17 protein-coding genes are annotated in these 16899 nt (G+C 72.1%); 9 read left to right on the forward strand and 8 right to left on the reverse strand.

Going from position 1 to position 16899, the window contains the following annotated elements; all coding sequences use genetic code 11:
• Nucleotides 1-236: 236 nt before the first annotated feature.
• Nucleotides 237-632 carry a RidA family protein gene (locus tag IL992_RS41870; protein ID WP_193208872.1) on the reverse strand — a complete coding sequence of 132 codons (396 nt, stop codon included), beginning with the start codon at nt 630-632 and terminating at the stop codon, nt 237-239.
• Nucleotides 633-769: 137 nt separating this feature from the next.
• Here IL992_RS41870 and IL992_RS41875 point away from each other — a divergent pair, with 137 nt between their 5' ends.
• Both IL992_RS41875 and IL992_RS41880 read left to right on the forward strand, forming a co-directional pair.
• Nucleotides 770-1744: a helix-turn-helix transcriptional regulator gene (locus IL992_RS41875; RefSeq protein WP_193208841.1), complete on the forward strand. Its 975-nt coding sequence runs from the start codon at nt 770-772 to the stop codon at nt 1742-1744.
• Nucleotides 1745-2001: 257 nt separating this feature from the next.
• Nucleotides 2002-2853 carry a siderophore-interacting protein gene (locus IL992_RS41880; protein ID WP_193208842.1) on the forward strand — a complete coding sequence of 284 codons (852 nt, stop codon included), beginning with the start codon at nt 2002-2004 and terminating at the stop codon, nt 2851-2853.
• 96 nt (nt 2854-2949) lie between these two features.
• Here the strand turns inward: IL992_RS41880 and IL992_RS41885 are convergent, their stop codons facing one another.
• Nucleotides 2950-3954, reverse strand: a complete 1005-nt coding sequence (locus IL992_RS41885) for a helix-turn-helix domain-containing protein (protein ID WP_193208843.1) — start codon at nt 3952-3954, stop codon at nt 2950-2952.
• 16 nt (nt 3955-3970) lie between these two features.
• Nucleotides 3971-4960, reverse strand: coding sequence for an alpha/beta hydrolase (locus IL992_RS41890; protein ID WP_226874767.1), 990 nt, complete (start codon nt 4958-4960; stop codon nt 3971-3973).
• A gap of 224 nt (nt 4961-5184) precedes the next feature.
• On the opposite strand from IL992_RS41890, the gene IL992_RS41895 reads away from it, so the two are divergent.
• Nucleotides 5185-5529, forward strand: a complete 345-nt coding sequence (locus IL992_RS41895; protein ID WP_193208844.1) for a hypothetical protein — start codon at nt 5185-5187, stop codon at nt 5527-5529.
• A gap of 98 nt (nt 5530-5627) precedes the next feature.
• Here the strand turns inward: IL992_RS41895 and IL992_RS41900 are convergent, their stop codons facing one another.
• A complete protein-coding gene (locus IL992_RS41900; protein ID WP_139577711.1) occupies nt 5628-5879 on the reverse strand; it encodes a LuxR C-terminal-related transcriptional regulator in 252 nt (83 codons plus the stop codon).
• A gap of 301 nt (nt 5880-6180) precedes the next feature.
• Here IL992_RS41900 and IL992_RS41905 point away from each other — a divergent pair, with 301 nt between their 5' ends.
• From IL992_RS41905 to IL992_RS41930, 6 genes are all read left to right on the forward strand, one after another.
• Entirely contained in the window at nt 6181-7107 is a 927-nt protein-coding gene (locus tag IL992_RS41905; RefSeq protein ID WP_319019170.1) for an ABC transporter ATP-binding protein, read from the forward strand.
• Nucleotides 7108-7109: 2 nt separating this feature from the next.
• Entirely contained in the window at nt 7110-7922 is an 813-nt protein-coding gene (locus IL992_RS41910) for an ABC transporter permease (RefSeq protein WP_193208845.1), read from the forward strand.
• A 90-nt stretch (nt 7923-8012) separates the two neighbouring features.
• Nucleotides 8013-9176, forward strand: coding sequence for a YcaO-like family protein (locus IL992_RS41915; RefSeq protein ID WP_193208846.1), 1164 nt, complete (start codon nt 8013-8015; stop codon nt 9174-9176).
• Between the two features lie 34 nt (nt 9177-9210).
• The gene (locus tag IL992_RS41920) at nt 9211-10542 is read left to right on the forward strand and encodes a TfuA-like protein (RefSeq protein ID WP_193208847.1); all 1332 of its coding nucleotides are present in this window, start codon (nt 9211-9213) and stop codon (nt 10540-10542) included.
• Nucleotides 10543-10695: 153 nt separating this feature from the next.
• Nucleotides 10696-11961, forward strand: coding sequence for a cytochrome P450 family protein (locus IL992_RS41925; RefSeq protein ID WP_193208848.1), 1266 nt, complete (start codon nt 10696-10698; stop codon nt 11959-11961).
• Nucleotides 11954-12988: a methyltransferase gene (locus tag IL992_RS41930; RefSeq protein ID WP_193208849.1), complete on the forward strand. Its 1035-nt coding sequence runs from the start codon at nt 11954-11956 to the stop codon at nt 12986-12988. The genes IL992_RS41925 and IL992_RS41930 overlap by 8 nt, the downstream gene beginning before the upstream one ends.
• Nucleotides 12989-13255: 267 nt before the next feature.
• On the opposite strand, the gene IL992_RS41935 is transcribed toward IL992_RS41930, so the two are convergent.
• The 4 genes from IL992_RS41935 to IL992_RS41950 form a co-directional block, all read right to left on the reverse strand.
• On the reverse strand, nt 13256-14677 hold the full coding sequence (locus IL992_RS41935; protein ID WP_193208850.1) for an NAD(P)/FAD-dependent oxidoreductase: 1422 nt from the start codon (nt 14675-14677) through the stop codon (nt 13256-13258).
• A 22-nt stretch (nt 14678-14699) separates the two neighbouring features.
• Nucleotides 14700-15011, reverse strand: a complete 312-nt coding sequence (locus IL992_RS41940; protein WP_193208851.1) for a PqqD family protein — start codon at nt 15009-15011, stop codon at nt 14700-14702.
• A gap of 11 nt (nt 15012-15022) precedes the next feature.
• The gene (stsB, locus tag IL992_RS41945; RefSeq protein ID WP_404804821.1) at nt 15023-16495 is read right to left on the reverse strand and encodes a StsB family radical SAM/SPASM domain sactipeptide maturase; all 1473 of its coding nucleotides are present in this window, start codon (nt 16493-16495) and stop codon (nt 15023-15025) included.
• An 85-nt stretch (nt 16496-16580) separates the two neighbouring features.
• Complete coding sequence (locus tag IL992_RS41950) at nt 16581-16856, reverse strand: StsA-related sactipeptide RiPP (RefSeq protein WP_193208853.1); 276 nt, start codon at nt 16854-16856, stop codon at nt 16581-16583.
• Between the last annotated feature and the right edge of the window lie 43 nt (nt 16857-16899).

Raw genomic sequence — 16899 nt, forward strand, 5'->3', positions numbered from 1 at the left:
TTCCCGTGGTCGGTTCGTTACAACGCGAGATTGTCCGGCGCGAGCGCTTGCCGATCACGCGGCGCTGGCGTACGCCGAGTAGCAGGCGGACGTCCTCCTGCCGCAGTCGGAGCAGGAAGGACTCGCCACCGAAGCCTTTGACGCCGATTGTCGCCATCCTGAGCACCGGAAATCACCCACCTGCCTACTACCACCCGTGCCGCCTCCGGCAGCCCTGCCGAAGGCGGCGAGTCGCATCACGCGACGGCGGTCCCCTCAAGCTCGACCATCAGGTCGGGGATCGCCAGCCGTGTCACCCCGAGCATCGTGGTGGACGGCGCCACCCCGGCGGCGCCCAACCGCGACGCCAGCACGCCGTAGTGCTCGAAGAGCCGATCGACGTCGGTGGTGTAGACGTTGAGCCGGACGAGGTTCGCGAGGGACATGCCGGCTTCACCGAGTACGGTCTCCAGGTTGTCGAGGCTCAGCGCCAGCTGCGCCGCCATGTCACCGGCATGCTGGGGCTTGCCGTCGCCGCCCATCGCGGTCTGCCCCGCGCAGTACAGGGTCCGGGTGTGCCCGGAGACGATCTCGCCCTGGTTGTACCCCAGCCCCACCGACCACGCCCACGGATTGACCGCCGTTCGCTCCATTGCCACATCAGCTCCGTTCGAATTCGTCGACAGTACGTACGTCCATCGGCCCGGTAGCCACCGTCTTTGACGTCGTGTTGGTGAGCCTCCCAACAAATCACGACATCCTGTGTCGTGTATTCCTTTAAGGTTTTCGCATGCGCGCCGACCGGTTGGTCTCGCTGGTGCTGCTGCTGCGGCAGCACGGTCGGCTGTCCGCGGCCGCGCTGGCCCGCGAGCTGGAGGTATCCACCCGCACCGTGCTGCGCGACATCGAGGCGCTGTCCGCGGCCGGCGTCCCGGTCTACGCCGACCGCGGGCGGCACGGCGGTTTCGCGTTGTTGCCCGGTTTCCGGACCGAGCTCACCGGACTGAACCACGACGAGGCACTTGCCCTGCTGGTCGCCGGATCGCGGCGCGGCGCGCAGGCATTCGGACTCGGCTCGGCGCTCGCTTCTGCGATGCTCAAGGTGGTTGACGCGCTACCCGCAAGCTATCGGGACACCGCCGCCGGCGCGGCCGAGCGATTGCTCATCGACCCGGAGACCGACCTCCTCTCGCGCCGGCTGGTCGCTGAGGAGGTGCCCGACGCCATAGTGGCCGAGGTCCTGCGCTCGGTGTTCGCCGGACACAAGCTGCAGATCCACTACGCGGCTGTGGACCAGACCCCGAAGTGGCGGACGGTGGACCCGATCGGCCTGGTGACCGTACGCGATCGGGGCTACCTGTTGGCCACGAGGTCTGGCGCGGACCGCACCTACCGGCTGTCCCGGATCTTGGCCGCCAAGCAACTCGCCGAACCCGCACAGCGACCAGACCGGGTCGATCTGGACCGGGCCTGGCAGGAACGCAGCACGCGGTTCCGTACCGGCGGTGACCAGGTCGCCGTGCTGGTACGGGTGGACCCGGCGCGGCGGGAGGACCTGGTGGGCACCGCGCTGGCCGTCCGCGCCGAGGAATCCGACTCAGACGGCTGGCTGCGGCTGGAGGTGACCTTCCAAGACCCGAGACACGCCGAATGGGCGCTGTGGCAGCTCGCCACGAACGCGGAAGCCCTGGCCCCGCAGTGGTTGCGCGACTCCCTGCGCAACCGCGCCGCCGCGATCGCCACCCGCTACGGAGCGTCATCCTGAGAGTCGTCGCGTCCTATGGGCCGCCGCCGGCGCGGATCGGACCGCTCCCCACCGTTGGTGAGCTCGCCGTGCACCCGCCGCAACCGCGCCGGCCTCGACCAGGCAGGCCCTCGCTGTCGTTCGGGACGGGACCGTGTTCACCGTCATCGATGTTCACCGTCATCGATTCGACCGCTTCGTAGCGAGGGTCCGGCACGGTGACGATGTCTACGGGACGAGGTTAGGCTTACCTAAGCGATCTGACGAAGGGAACTTCTATGGCGACGACCGAACCGGCGCGGCGCGCACCCCGCGCGACCACCGGCGTGGTGGAGCGCACCGAGCGGCTGACCCCGCACATGATCCGGGTGGTGCTCGGCGGTGAGGGGCTCGCCGGTTTCGAGGCGGGCGAGTTCACCGACCACTACGTGAAGCTGCTGTTCCCGCTGCCGGGAGTGGCCTATCCGGAGCCGTTCGACATGGCGGTGATCCGTGCCGAGTTGCCCCGCGACCAGTGGCCGAAGACCCGGACCTACACCGTCCGAGCCTGGGACCCGGAGGCGCGGGAGCTGACCATCGACTTCGTCTACCACGGGGACGAGGGACTGGCCGGACCCTGGGCGCTGCGGGCCCGGCCGGGTGATGTGATCCACTTCCTCGGCCCCGGCGGGGCGTACGCGCCGAGCGCGGACGCCGACTGGCACCTGCTGGCCGGCGACGAGAGCGCGCTCCCGGCCATCGGCGCCGCACTGGAGCGGCTCCCCGCCGGGGTGCCCGCCCGGGTGTTCGTCGAGGTGGCGGGTCCGGAGGAGGAGCAGAAGCTGCAGACGGAGGGCGGCGCGGAGATCGTGTGGCTGCACCGCCGCGGCGCGCAGGTGGGCGAGGCGCTGGTGCGGGCGGTGCGGGAGCTGGAGTTCCCCGAGGGCGTCGTGCACGCCTTCGTCCACGGCGAGGCGAACTTCGTCAAGGAACTGCGGCGATACCTGCGGGTGGAGCGCGGCCTGCCGCTGGAGTGGTTGTCGATTTCCGGCTACTGGCGGCGGGGTCGTGACGAGGACGGCTGGCAGTCCTCCAAGCGGGAGTGGAACAGCCGCATCGAGGAAGAGGAGTCCGCCGCTCTCGGCGGCTGACACCGGTCACGCGGCCCGGTCTTCGCGCAAGCGCCCGCAGGGCAACGGAGGACAACCGGTGTCAGCGGGAAACCGATGCCCGGAAGATCGGCCCTCTCATGGAGAGCCGGCGTCGCGGTCCAGGCGGCGCAGCGCGAAGGCGAGCTGAAGGCGCAGCCGCCCCCGGGGATCGCGCACCGTCCACCCGAGGAGCTGCTCGGCGTGCGCGAGCCGGTCCTGCAGCGTCGAGTGATGCACGGTCAGCCGGGCCGCGGCGGAGCGCAGGCTCGGTGCGTAGGCGACCGCGTACAGGGTCGAGAGCATCCAGGGCGCCTCGGATCCGGCGCGGTCGAGCGCGCGGACGTCCGGGTCGGGCGGGGTGCCGGGCCGGACGGCCGCCGCGAGGACCGCCAGCCCGCCGAGTTCGTCGGCGTGAACCACCCGCGGCCCCGGATCCTGCGGGGTGCCCTCGGCGGCCAGCCGCAGCGCCGTCCGCGCGAGCGCCCACGAGCGCGGCAGGTCGAGCACGTCCACCGCCGGCCCCACTCCCGCCCGGACCCCCTCGGGAACGGGCCTGCGGGCGGGCGCGACGTGGGCCACGCCGCCCTCCAGCGCGACCGCCCGTACGGCGACGCCGCCGGGCAGGCCCAGCTCGCGGGCGGCGAGCGACCGCGTGGCCGGGGGAGCGCCGGCGTCCAGCAGCACCTCGACCAGGGCGGGATCGTCCCCGCTACGGCGGGCCGGGGCGCGGCCCCGGGTCCGGTCGAGCACACCCCGCGCCGCCGCCGCGGCCCGCTCCAGCACCATCGCCCCGACCGGTCCCGGCGGTGGCGGGCGCTCCAGCCACAGCGTGGCCGCCCCGCCGGGCACGGCCATGCGGGGCCAGGCCGGATCCGGCGGCGGACCGGCGTCCGCGCGGCCGCCGTCGGGGAGCACGCGCACGTGGACGCCGCGCTCGGAGTCGGTCAGGCAGGCCGGGCAGCCCGCCAGGACGGCGGCGCCGCGGACGATCGCCTCCAGCCCCGCCCGCGTCTCCACCAGGCGGTCGAAGTAGGCGATGACCTGTAGCGCCGCACCGGCGTCCGGGTCGAGCGCCGACAGCCGTCCGACGAGGTCCCTCATCCCGTACCCCGGCCGGTCAGCCGCCGAGGACGCGGCGCAGCCAGCGCAGGCGGGCGGCGCGGGCGTCCTGCGAGACGGCCGCCTGCGGGGCCATGAGATCGAAGCCGTGGAACCCGCCAGGCCACACGTGCAGCTCGGCGCTGCCCCCCGCCTTCCAGATGGCGCCGGCGTACGCCACGTCCTCGTCGCGGAAGGTCTCGGCCGAGCCGACGTCGATGAAGGCGGGCGGCAGCCCGGACAGGTCGGTGGCGCGCGCCGGGGCCGCGTAGGGGGAGACGTCCGGACCGCCGCGGGCGTCGCCGAGCAGGGCCGTCCACCCGGTCTCGTTCGCGGTGCGGTCCCAGACACCGAGCCCGGCCATCTGATGGGACGACGGGGTGTCGTTGCGGTCGTCGAGCATGGGGCACATGAGCATCTGCCCGGCGAGGGCGGGACCGCCGCGGTCGCGGGCCATGAGCGCCAGCGCCGCGGCCAGCCCGCCGCCCGCGCTCGCTCCGGCGACGATGATCCGCTCCGGGTCGATGCCCAGCTCGTCGGCGTGGGCGGCGGTCCACACCAGGCCCGCGTGGCAGTCCTCGACGGGAGCGGGGTGCGGGTGCTCGGGCGCCAGCCGGTACTCCACCGACACGACGACGAGCTGAAGCTCCTGCGCCCAGTCGAGCACGCCCTCGATGCCCACGCGGTTGTCGCCCGTGATCATCCCGCCGCCGTGGGTGTGGTAGACGGCGGCGAGCGGGGTGATGGCGCCCGCCGGGCGGCAGATCAGCAGGGCGACATCGGGCGCGCCGGCCGGTCCCGGCACCGTCCGCTCCTCCACCTGGAAGGCGCCGCCGCGGCTGAGCACCTCGTCGGGCACGCTGGGGACGTTCGTCATCCCGGCCCGCAGGAGCGGGATCATGTCCGGGGTCAGCGACGACGGCAGGGTCTCGCCCAGTACGGCGAGGGCGGCGGCCAGCTCCGGATCGAAGGGCGGCGGGGTGGCGGCCGAGGGAAGAGTGCTGCTCAACGGGGCTCCCGTATCGTGGAGGTTGCCTGCGACCAACTGGTCCGTGCTCACCATCGTGAGAAACGCGGCGGCGACGATCCAGCGCCACCCGGCGGACACTACCCGCCACATGGCGGGTGCCGCGACACACCTGAGCGGCGCGAACGCGGTTTTAGATCCGCGTTACGCGCTCGCGGCTATGGTGACGCCCGACGACGTCTCGGGGAGCGGTCTCGGGAGTGCCCATGTCACAGCGGAAGGTGAAGCGCATGCGCGCCGCCATGCGGCGCGAGGAAGCCAGGCGGCGCGAGGAGCGCAGGCGGCTGGCGCGCAGGATCACGTACGCCACCGTCGCCGTCGTGGCGGTGGTGGCCGTCGCGACCGGGGTGCTGGTCTTCATCACCACCGGAGCGCCGGACACGGCGACGACCGTCGCGAACGCCATGCCGCATCCGTCCTCCTCCGCCACGGGAGCGGCAACAGGAGCGGCCACGGGGCCGGCGACGAACTCGGCCACGCCGTCGGCGTCCGTGTCGCCCGTGTCGCCATCCGCCGGCACGTCACCCGAGGCGGCGGCGTCCAGCCGATGACGCGGCCCGGACGGCCAGGCCCGGCGCGGTGACCCGGCGACCAGGCGGGGGCCATCGCGCCGGTCTTCTCCTGTCCGTGCGCGGACGGACGACCCGGCCTACCCGACGACGCCGGAGACGCTGGGCGGCCAGATGCCGACGTTCAGGAGCCGGTGCGCGTAGAAGTAGGCCACGAGCTGACTGCGGTTGCTGCAGGCGAACTGGACGAGCAGCTTGCTGATCCGCTCCGCCACGGTGTACCGGCTGAGGTGCATCTCGCGGGCGATCCTCGTCGTCGTGTAGCCCCTGGCCAGCATGACGATCAGCCACCTGTCGCGATCATTGATCAGGCCGTCGGAAACAAGGTCCATGTGCAGTCCCGGTTCGGATCGCCGTTCGACTGAAGGGAGCCTGGTGGGGGTCCCTTTGCGGCGACCCTAGAAAGGGGCGCTTAACCATCGGTATGGCCTGACCATGGCCCCGGTTATGGCCCTCCCGGCCACGCCGGTAGCCCACGTTTGTGGGGTTGTGTTACCTGCTCGTCCCCGGCTCATACTCGACCTGCGACGCGTTCCGGTCAGGCCGGGGACGAGCGGAGAGCCGCTCACATCGCTCAGGAGCACACCGACAGCGGGAGGGCGAAGTGAAGGGCAGGCTGTGTTGAGAGATGTCGTGACGGCAGTGGGGCTGACCAAACGCTATCGGGGCAGCGAGAGACCGGCCGTGGACGACGTCTCCTTCGAGATCGCCGAAGGGGAGACCGTCGGGCTCCTGGGCCCCAACGGCGCCGGCAAGACGACCATCATCAAGATGATCTGCGGAGTCACCACCCCCACCTCCGGGGAAATCCGGGTGTTCGACGCCGATCCGGTGCGCCAGCCCGTCCTCGCGAAGAGCGGCATCGGGGCGATGCACCAGACAGGCCCGTTCGACATGATGCTGCCGGCGCTCGACAACCTGCGGATCGCCGCCCGGTTCCGCGGCCTGCGGTGGCGCGACGTGCGGCCGTGGGCGCTGGAGGTGTCGGACTTCCTCGGCCTCACCGGCGCGATGCAGCGCCTGGTCTTCCAGATGTCGGGGGGGCAGCGGCAGCGGTTGCAACTGGTGCGGGCGCTGCTCACGATCCCGCGGCTGCTCATCCTCGACGAGCCTTCCGCCGGTCTTGACGTCGCGGGGCGGCGTCAGGTCGAGCGCTTCGTGACCTGGTTGCGCGAGGAGCACGGCGTGACCGTGCTGTGGACCAGCCACCACATCGACGAGCTGGAGCGCAACAGCCAGCGCGTCCTGGTCGTCGACCGGGGGAAGGTGCTGCGCTTCGCCAAGCCGCGCGAACTCGTGGAGGAGTTCGGCAGCACCCACCTGCTGGTGACCGTCGAGGACCCCGCGTCGGGCGGCCTGGTGGCCGCCTGGGCGGAGTCCGCCGGGCTGCGAGCCAAGACGGAGGACGACGAGGTGCGCATCGACGACGCGAACGCGCGGGACGTCCTGCCGGAGCTGTCCCGATACTGCCAGGAGCACGCGATCGCGATCACCGGAGTGTCGACCGCCGTGGACTCGCTCGAGGAGGTCTTCCTCCGGATGACCGGAAACGAGGGGTGACGATGGCCGCCGGGCTGCACTTCCACGCCACGCCCCCCGCCCGGACCGCGAGGGCGACGGACCTGTCCGCGGTGCTCTACCGGGAGTACGCGCTGCTCGCCCGCAACCGGGTCTACCTCATCCTCGGCCTGACGCCGATGCTGGTGTATCTGCTGCTGGTGAACACCTCGCTGAGCAACCTCGTCAGGGTCGTCGACTACAAGGGCGTCAGCGTGGGGTTCGCGGTCTTCCTGCTCCCCATGACGCTGGCGATGTCGGTCGTCAGCGCGGCGGGCACGTCCGCCATGGCCGTGTTCCAGGAGGAGATGAGCGGGGTGGCCACCCAGTTGTGGTCGTACCCCATGCGCAGGTCGCGCTTCCTGCTCGGCAAGATGATCGCCGGAGTGTCGCTGGTGCTGGGGCAGACCCTGCTGGGCCTCGCCGTGGCGGCGATCATGTTCGACCTCCCGTTCGGCCCGGAGAACTGGTTCGGGCTGCTGACGGCGCTCACGCTGTCGGCCCTGGCGCTCAACGGGCTGTACCTGGCGGCCGCGATCACGATCACCGACTACCAGGCCTTCATGGTGCTGTCGAACGTGTCGATGCCCGTCCTCGTCTTCAGCGCCCCCTCGATGTACACCACCGAGAGCATGCCCACCGTGCTGCAGTGGATCTCCGTGGTCAACCCGCTGACGTACGCGATCAACGGCATGCGGGACGGCGCCGTCTTCGGGTTCGGCGAGGCATGGGTGGACCTGCTCGTGCTGGCGGTCATGGCGGTCGTCGGCTACGCCGTGGGCGGCCGGGCCCTGCTCAACCGCGCCGGCAACATCTGAGCCGGAAACATCTGAGCCGGAAACATCTGAGCGGCGCCATCCGATCCGGCACCTCACCTCGGCAGTCACTTAGACCAGGGCAAGGGGACGATGCGGACAGACACCTCCTCCCACTCATGGATCCTCTCCCTCTCGGACGAGTCGAAGGTCCGGTTGCCGGGGACGGACCGGGCCCGGGACCCGGCCGCCTCCCTGGAGATGGCCGGCCGCGCGGCGTGCCGGACCGGGGTCACCCGGGTCGCGGACATCACGATGCTCGACACCCTCGGCATCCCGACGTTCCAGGCGATAAGACCCACGGCCCGGACCCTCGCCGTCTCCCAGGGGAAGGGCGTCACGCCCGACCTGGCGAAGCTGTCCGCGATGATGGAGGCCATCGAGCTCTGGCACGCGGAGCAGCCCATGCGGCCGGTCACGACGGCCTCTCCCCGCGAGCTGGCCGGGAAGCTGAGCTACGACGTCCACGCTCTCCCGCTGTGCACGCCGACCCTGCTGCACGACGGCCTGCCGGTGGACTGGGTCGCCGCCAGGTCGCTGGTCGACGGGTCGCAGACCCTCGTCCCGAAGGACGTGGTGGAGTTCACCCTCGTCCGCAGGACGGGCTGGAACCCTCCGGCGTTCTTCTCCTCGACGAACGGACTGGCCAGCGGGAACACTCAGGCGGAGGCCGTACTGCACGCGTTGTACGAGGTGATCGAGCGGGACGCGGTGACGGCCTTCGTCACCGGCGGCGACCGGGGCGTCCGGGTCGACCCGCGCTCGCTCGGGTCGCCGGTCGTCGACGACCTGTGCGTGACGATGGAGCGGGCCGGGGTCCGCCTGGAAGCGAGGTCCTTGACTTCACCGACCGGGCTGCCGTGCTTCGTCGCCCGGATCACCTGCGACGACTATCCTCCGCCGTTCATGGGCTTCGGCTGCCACCTGAGCTCGGATATCGCGCTCAGCCGCGCCCTCACGGAGGCGGCGCAGGCCAGGCTCGGCTACGTCTCGGGCGCGCGCGACGACCTGCGGCCCGACATCCAGGACGACCTGAGCGCCAGGCGCCGGCCGGAGCCGGACCGGGAGGCCGGAACGCCGATAACGCCGATGCGCGCGCACGAGAGCCTGGTCGACGACCTGGAGGACGTGGTGAAACGGGCCGCGGTCGCCTTCTCCCACGCGCCCCTCGTCGTCGACCTGACGAGGGAGGACATCGGAGTCCCGGTCGTCAGGGTGCTGGCGCCGGGGAGCCGCGTCTGCGCAGAGGTTTTCTGAGGAGCCGGGTTTTCTGATGAGCGAGGGTGTTTTGATGAGTGCGCGGAACGTGGTCGTCTACACCGGCCCGACGATCTCCCGTGACGAGGTCCTGAGCGTCGTGCCACAGGCGCGGGTGCGGCCGCCCGTGGCCCGGGGCGACCTCCTCGCCGAGACCTGGAGCCCGGACGACACCGCCGTCATCATCGACGGCTACTACCGCGAGCGGTTGTCGGTGGGCCACAAGGAGATCCTCTGGCTGCTCGACGAGGGCGTGCACGTCATCGGGGCGGCCAGCATGGGCGCGTTGCGCGCGGCGGAGCTGAGCCCGTACGGCATGAGCGGCGCCGGGACCGTGTTCGACATGTACGCGACCGGCGAGGTGGACGGGGACGACGAGGTCGCCGTGGTGCACGGACCGGCCGAGCGCGGGTACCCCGCCGGGACGGTGGCGCTGGTCAACCTCCGGTACGGCTGCAGGGAAGGCGCCCGGACGGGCCTGGTCCCGGCGGCGGCGGGGGAGCGGATCGTGCGAGCCGCGAAGGCGCTGCCCTTCATGCGGCGGACCTGGCGCGAGCTGGACGCGGCGGTGGACTCCGGCGACCGCGCCTGCCTCGCGACGCTGGAGCGGCTGATCGGCACGGGCGAGTGGGACGTCAAGCGGCTGGACGCGATGGCGGCGCTGCGGGCGGTCGGCGAGCGCCCCGGCGAGAGATCCGCGGCCTGGGCGGCCGGCACGGCGCTGACGGGGATCACCCACTACGAGGCGCTCAAATGGCGGTCGAGGCGCGAGTACGCGCCCGGCAGGTGGATGACCGACCTCGACGTCGTGAACGCGGGGCGGCTGTTCGGCGACGACTACCCCCGCCTGCACGAGGAGGCGCTGACCGGCCTGCTGACGGACCTCGCCGCGGCTCAGGGCCTCGGCCCGGAGGCGTACGCCCGCGCCAGGCTCGGGGTCGCCGAGCCCGCCACTCTGCCGCCGGTCCTCGCCTCGTGGCTCATCGGAACGGAGCTCACCGCCCTGCCGGTCGCCGAGCAGCTCCGGCTGGTCATGGTGCGGGTCTGGCCGACCTGGCAGTCGGAAGACTGGAGGCCGGTCGTCCTGGAGCGGGTCAGGGAGTCGGGCCACTGGCACGAGTGGTCCGAGATCGTCGAGCGCGCCGACGAGGTCGCGGAGCGGACCCGCGGACGGCTCGCCGTCCCGCCGCCGGAGATCTGCGCGAAGATCTTCCTCCGCCACTGGCACCGCAAGGGGACCTCGGCGGAGGTGGAGTTGGCCCGGCGGGGCTTCACCGGCATACAGGAGCTGGGACACACCGTCAGGAGGTTCTTCGCCCTCGACGTCCAGAACGCGCGTGCCGCAGAGCGGCGAGCCGACGAGTGAGCGGAGTGGTGGGCCGACGAGTGAGCGGAGCGCGACCATGAGCACGGGAGCCGTTGACGCCGGCCGGGCGGCGCCCGGCGGACGGGCGTGTCCCGGACCGGCGCCTGCGGTTCCCCCCGCTGGCCCGCCGGCGCGCCCCGTGAGGAGAGGGCCATGACCGTGACCACGTCGGAGCACCCCTTCGACCCGGCGGCGGCGCGTTATCGTCCGAACCCCCACCCGCTGTTCCACCGCATGCGCGAGCACGCGCCGGTCTATCGGTACGTGAGCCCGGCGAGCGGCCGCGTGCTGTGGTATCTCACGCGGTACGCCGACGTGCAGCGCGCGCTGCTCGACCCGGACGTCGGGCGTCAGCTCGACCGGCTGCCTCCCGAGCTCGCCGCGCCGCACCGCCGGGCGGAGATGCGCGACCCGCTGGCCATGCTGCGGCGCAACGTGTTCCATCTCGACCCGCCCGACCACACCCGCATACGCAGGCTGATGGCGCCGGCCTTCGGCGCCCGTACGGTGGCCGTGCTGGAGCGGCACGTCCACCGGGTCGCCGGCGAGCTGGTGGACGGCATGGCGGCCGCCGGAGGCGAGGCCGACCTGATCCGGGACCTGGCGCTGCCGCTGCCGATCCTGGTCGTCGCCGAGCTGCTCGGCCTGCCCCCCGAGGACCGCGCCCTGCTGCGCGGGTGGAGCGACGAGATCGTGGGCAGCGGAGACCCGTTCCGGGTGCGCCACGCCGGCATGGAGTTCATGGCGTACGCCAACGAGAGGATCGACGAGCGGCGGGCGCACCCGCGGGAGGACCTGCTGTCCCGGCTCGCCGCGGCGGAGCGGGCGGGCGGGATCAGCCGCATCGAACTGATCTCCAGCGTGTTCCAGCTGCTGCTCGCGGGGGACGAGACGACGGTCAACCTGATCGGGAACGGCGTGCTGGAGCTGCTGCGGCACCCCCGCCAGCTGGAGCGGCTGCGCGCGCGTCCCGAGCTGATCGGCTCGATGGTCGAGGAGGCGCTGCGCTACAACGGCCCGGTCGGGCACTCCCGGCCGCTGTACGCCCTCGCCGGCGTCGAGATCGGCGGCACCGTGATCCCCCGTGGCGACGTCGTGGTGCCGGTGCTGCTGGCGGCCAACCGCGACCCGGCGGCCTTTCCCCGGCCGGACGTCTTCGACATCGGCCGCAGCCCGAACCGCCACCTGGGCTTCGGTCACGGTGCCCACTTCTGCCTCGGCGCGGCGCTGGCGCGGCTGCAGGCCACGGCCGCCATCGGCGCGCTGGTGCGCCGCTTCCCCGGGATCGCCCTGGCGGTCGATCCCGCCGACCTGGAATGGACGCCCGACCTGTTCCTGCACGGCGTACGCCGCCTGCCCCTGCGGCTACGCACTCGCCGGACACCTGTCACGCGCCGAAAGGAGCCGGCCCATGAGTGACCGACCGCGAGGCCTCGCGGGGTACGCGAACCTGTCCCGGATGGCCTTCGGCTACGCGTCCTCGCAGATCCTCTACGCGGCCGTCCGGCTCGGCGTGCCGGATCTGCTGGCGCAGGGGGCCGTACCGGTCACGCGGCTCGCGGAGTCCACCGGGTCGGATCCGCACGCGCTGGGCCGGCTGCTGCGCGCGCTGGCGGTGCTGGGCGTGGCGGAAGAGGGGGAGCCCGGGTGCTTCACGCTGACCGAGCAGGGGCAGCCGTTGCGTGCCGACCACCCGTGGTCGATGCGCTCCAGCCTCCTGCTGCTCGGCGACCCCGACACCTGGCGGGCGTGGGGCGCGCTGACCCACAGCGTGCGGACCGGTGAGGCGGCGTGGGACCACGTGCACGGCAGGCCGCTGTTCGACCACCTCGCCCGCCACCCGGAGCTGTCGGCGGTGTTCAACACCGCGATGCGCGAGGGCACCGAACAGATCGCGCCGGCGCTCCCCAAGGCGTACGACTTCACCGGCGCCAATACCGTGGTGGACGTCGGCGGCGGGAACGGCTCGTTGCTGGCCGCGGTGCTGGCCGCCACCCCGGGCCTCAAGGGAATCCTGCTCGACACCGCCGAGGGGGTCGCCGGCGCCGCCGAGGAGCTGCGGCGGGCGGGGCTGTCCGACCGGTGCGCGATCGAGGTCGGCGACTTCTTCGAGGCCGTGCCCGAGGGCGACGTCATGCTGGTGAAGGGCGTCCTGCACGACTGGGACGACCGGCGCTGCACCGCTCTTCTGCGCAGTTGCCGCAGGTCGATCGCGGCGGACGGCCGCCTGCTCGTGCTGGAGCCGGTGATGCCGTACGGCCTCGGCACGCCGGAGGCGGCCGGGGCCGTCATGAGCGACATCGCCATGCTCGTCTACACCGGCGGCCGGGAACGCGGCATGACCGAGTTCCGGGACCTGTTCGCCGCGGCCGGCTTCAGCCTGGCCGAGGTCACACCGCCGCTGGGGGGTTCGGAGATCCGCGTCCTCGTCGCGGAGCCGGCCTGAGTCCCGCTCCGGACCGCCTGATGCCGCACCGGCCCGCGCCCGCCGGCGGATCCCGTCGATCGACTGCCGATCTCACACCGGCTCAGGCACCGGGGACGTCGCTACGGGCCCTTGGCGCGGCAAGCGGGAACGTGACGCCGGTCAGCTCCTCGCAGACCGTCCACGGACGGCGGGCGAGTGCGCCGTCCTGGGCGGCCCTCGACCGCCCGACGAGCAGCCGTGCCGCGTTCGCGGGGTCTCGGCGGGCTCTGCGGGATTCAGGGGGTTTCAGCGGGTCACGGCGGCGAACCGTGAGCGCCGCCACGCGGCCAGGGCCGGGTGCTGCCCGATCGCCTCCTCGCTGGTGAGGAGGGGCTCCGGCCGCCCGGTCAGCACCCGGGCGACCTCCGACCTGTCCGTCGCGGCCTCGCCGGAGATCAATGTCTGGACGCCGAAGAAGTCGGCGGCGAGCCGCGCGCTGCTCAGCTTCGCCTGGGCCAGGCGGGTGCGGATCTCGCGCTCGAACGCGTTGGGCTCCCGCCGCGCCGCACCCTCGCGGCCAGGCTGCTTCCCGGCCTGATCCCCGGCCCGCCCGGCGTCTTGCTCGATCGCCATCCGCCAGGACCGCTCCGCCTCCGCCGCGAGGGCGGCCTGGAGTCCGGCGAACAGGGACGGCCCGATACCGTGCCGGGCCAGTTCCTCGCGCAGTCTGAGCGCGCCGAGCGCGGCGACCGACATCCCGTGCGAGTGGACGGGGTTCACCGCGACCGCCGCGTCGCCGACGACCGCGAAACCGGCGGGCAGGCGCGCCCGCTCGAAGAACCGCCTCCTGTTGACGGTGTCGCGGTACGGCCGGATGGCGCCGAGGGGTGTGGCCTCCGCCATGAGGTCCGCCACGATCGGGTCGCGCAGCGAGCGCGCGAAGGCCGCGAAGCCCTGCTCGTCGGTCGGCGGCTCACCGCCCCGGGTGCCGGTCAGCGTGACGATCCACCGGCCGTCCTCGACGGGGAACAACGTCGCCCCCCGAGCCGGCTGCCCCTTCGCCGTCCCCGGATGCAGCATGATCGCCGGGATCGCGGCGGCCAGGTCGCCGGGCGCCCGGTAGAGGCGCGTCGCGTAGGCCAGGCCGGTGGCGACCGACACCTCCTCGATGTCCCCGGCACCGATCTCGGCGAGCCACCGGGGCGACTTCGACCTGCGTCCCGTCGCGTCGACGACGAGGTCCGCGCGTACGGTTTCGGGCGGGGCGCCCCGCCGGCTGACCGAGACACCGGTGACCCGAGCCTCGTCCCCGATGAGTCCAAGCGCCTGTGTGTCCTCCCAGACCACGACGTCGCCGTCGCCGAGCGCCCGCCGCCGCACCACCTGGTCCAGCAAACCCCGGGTGCAGGAGATCAGGTGGGCGTCGGTGCGCAGACGGTGGAACCAGCCGTCGGCGGAGTAGATGAGGGCGTCGCCGGGAAGGCCCCGCAGGTGCGCGCCGTTCGCGAGGAGTGCGCCGACCGTTCCGGGCAGCAACGCGTCGAGCGCCCGCGCGCCGCCGGCCACGAGCACGTGACTGTGGTGCGACTGGGGCAGCCCCCGCCGGGGGCGCGGACCGGAGGGGTAACGGTCGCCTTCGACCAGGACCACCTCGTCCGCGTACCCGGCGAGCACGGTGGCGGCGAGCACGCCCGCGAGGCCACCGCCGAGGACGACCGCCCTGCTCATCGGACGGCGGCCGGCGGACGCGTCACGACAGCGACTCTTCCTTGACCGCGGGCTCCCGGGCCGGGACCTCCTCGATGAGGCCCTGCTCGATCATGGTGCCGATGAACTCCTGGACGTCCGCGACGATGCGCCTGCTCATCGCGGAGTTGCTGCCGGCGAACTCGCGGGACAGCTTGAACATGACCGGCTCCCGTTCGCCGTCGCTCGCCACCAGCCTCCATATCCTGGAGCCGGTGTCGTTCAGGCTGTGGAAGTCGCCCGTCTCGGTGTTGTAGAGCGAGACGCCCTCCCCGGCCTCCTGCCAGATCACGGCCTCGCTGATCCGCAGTGACACACTGACCTCCTCTATACCGGCGTGATGGGAAGCAACTCGCCGACCCTGACGGTGCCGCGCGAGGGGGGAACATAGGTCTTCCAGTCGTCGAAGACGGGATGGACGTCGTCGCTGACGACCAGGCGGGGTGTCGTCATCTCGCGGTCGTCGGCGGCGAGCTCCGAGGGGCTGACACCGGCCTCCAGCCACAGCTGGGTGGCGATGCCGTGCCGCAGGATGCGGCACTGGTGGCGGCTGTTGCGCCGCAGGTCCCTGGACTCGGCCATGTGCGCGGCCCGGCATCCGCCGCCGCAGGACGCCTTGATGTAGCACTTCGCGCAGTCGGAGTGGTAGTCGCCGCCGAGCACGGTGCTGGTGCGCATCCCGCGCAGGAGCGGCCCTGCGAAGATCTCCGACAGCGGCTGCCGCCGTACGTTGCCCGCGTGGTGCGACCGTCCGGTGACGAGCTTGCACGGATACACGTCGCCCAGCGAGTTGATGTAGATCTCGTTGCCGCCCATCCCGCAGTTGGCCTTCACCGAGCACGGCGTGATCGGCCTCGGGCCGTCCGGCAGCAGCTTGCCGGCGGCAGGAGACGTCCAGGTGATCTGCTGGATCCGCATGTGGTCTTCCCAGCCGAAGTCGTACTCGTCGCTCTCGCCCCGGCCCAGGTCGTTGTGGTACATCAGCCGGATGCTGTGAACCTCGAGCCCCTCGGCGAACCTCGCGAAGTCCTCCAGCTCGTCGACGTTGTCGGAGGTGACGATGTGGTTGATCCGCGGCACCACACCGGCGTCGTTGAGCAGTCGCAGGGCACGGTAGGTCCGGGCGAAGGAGCCGGCGCCGCGGGTGCGGTCGTGGGTCTCGGCCGTGCCGCCGTCGACGCTCACCGTGACCATGCCGAACAGCTCGGCGAACCGCTTGGCCTGCGCGGGCTTCCTGATCATCGTGGCGTTGGTGACGATGTTCGATGTGAGTCCGCTGTCGTTGGCGTGCTCCACGATCCGGAACAGGTCCTTGCGGAGCATGGGCTCGCCGCCGGTGAAGATCATGGTCTTGGCCCCGATGGCGGCGACCTGGGAGACCAGGTCGAGAGACTCGGCGGTGGTGAGCTCCCCGGGGAGGCACTTCTCGGAGGAGGCGTAGCAGTACGGGCAGCGGAGGTTGCACCCGTCGGTGATCGCGTAATACACCTGGCGGAGCGCCGGCTCCCTGATGGTGAGCTTCGGGCGGTTCCCGTTGTAGTAGACGATGCAGTTCAGGATGAGCTTGGCGAGGATCCGATCGGTCTCGTCGTTCTCGTCGTTGTCGCCGAGAGGGGCCGGCTCCCCGCCCGACCGGGGACGGGCCAGGGCCGCCAGGACGGCGAACTCACGTGCGTCGAGGACGATCCGGCCGCCCACCTGCGGGTTGAGGACCAGGTACTTCCCGTCGTGCACGAAGTAGGTCAGGTCTGCCGGTACGTCGATCAACGAGCGGTTCCGCGCGAGTTTCCCAGGCATCATTCCCCTTTGCGCTCTCAGCCGCAGGTGCGGCCCCAGACTCTGTGGGCGAATGCGCGGCCGGAGCCGCACCCGCGAACCGTCCTGACTAGTCCGCCCCGGACCCGGAGCCCGACCAGGCCCCGCACATGCACTTGCCCTCGACCGGCACGGTGTGGGCCTCCACCTCGGGCCGGGACCACTCGCCGCCGGCGCCGGCGTGCGCCAGCACCCCGGGCAGCGCTGCGGGGAGCTTGTCCTTGAGCGAGATGAGGAGGTCGACTTCCTCCCGGGTCAAGGTGGCGAACGCCTCCTCGACCTCGGCGGCCAGCGGGCTGTTCAGGATGCCGGCTTCACGCAGAGCTTCCCTCGGATCGAAGGCCATGCCTTCACCTCTCTGTCTGACGGGAATGCGGTGTATGTCGAGT

This window comes from Microbispora sitophila, assembly GCF_014892245.1.
Lineage (GTDB): Bacteria > Actinomycetota > Actinomycetes > Streptosporangiales > Streptosporangiaceae > Microbispora > Microbispora siamensis.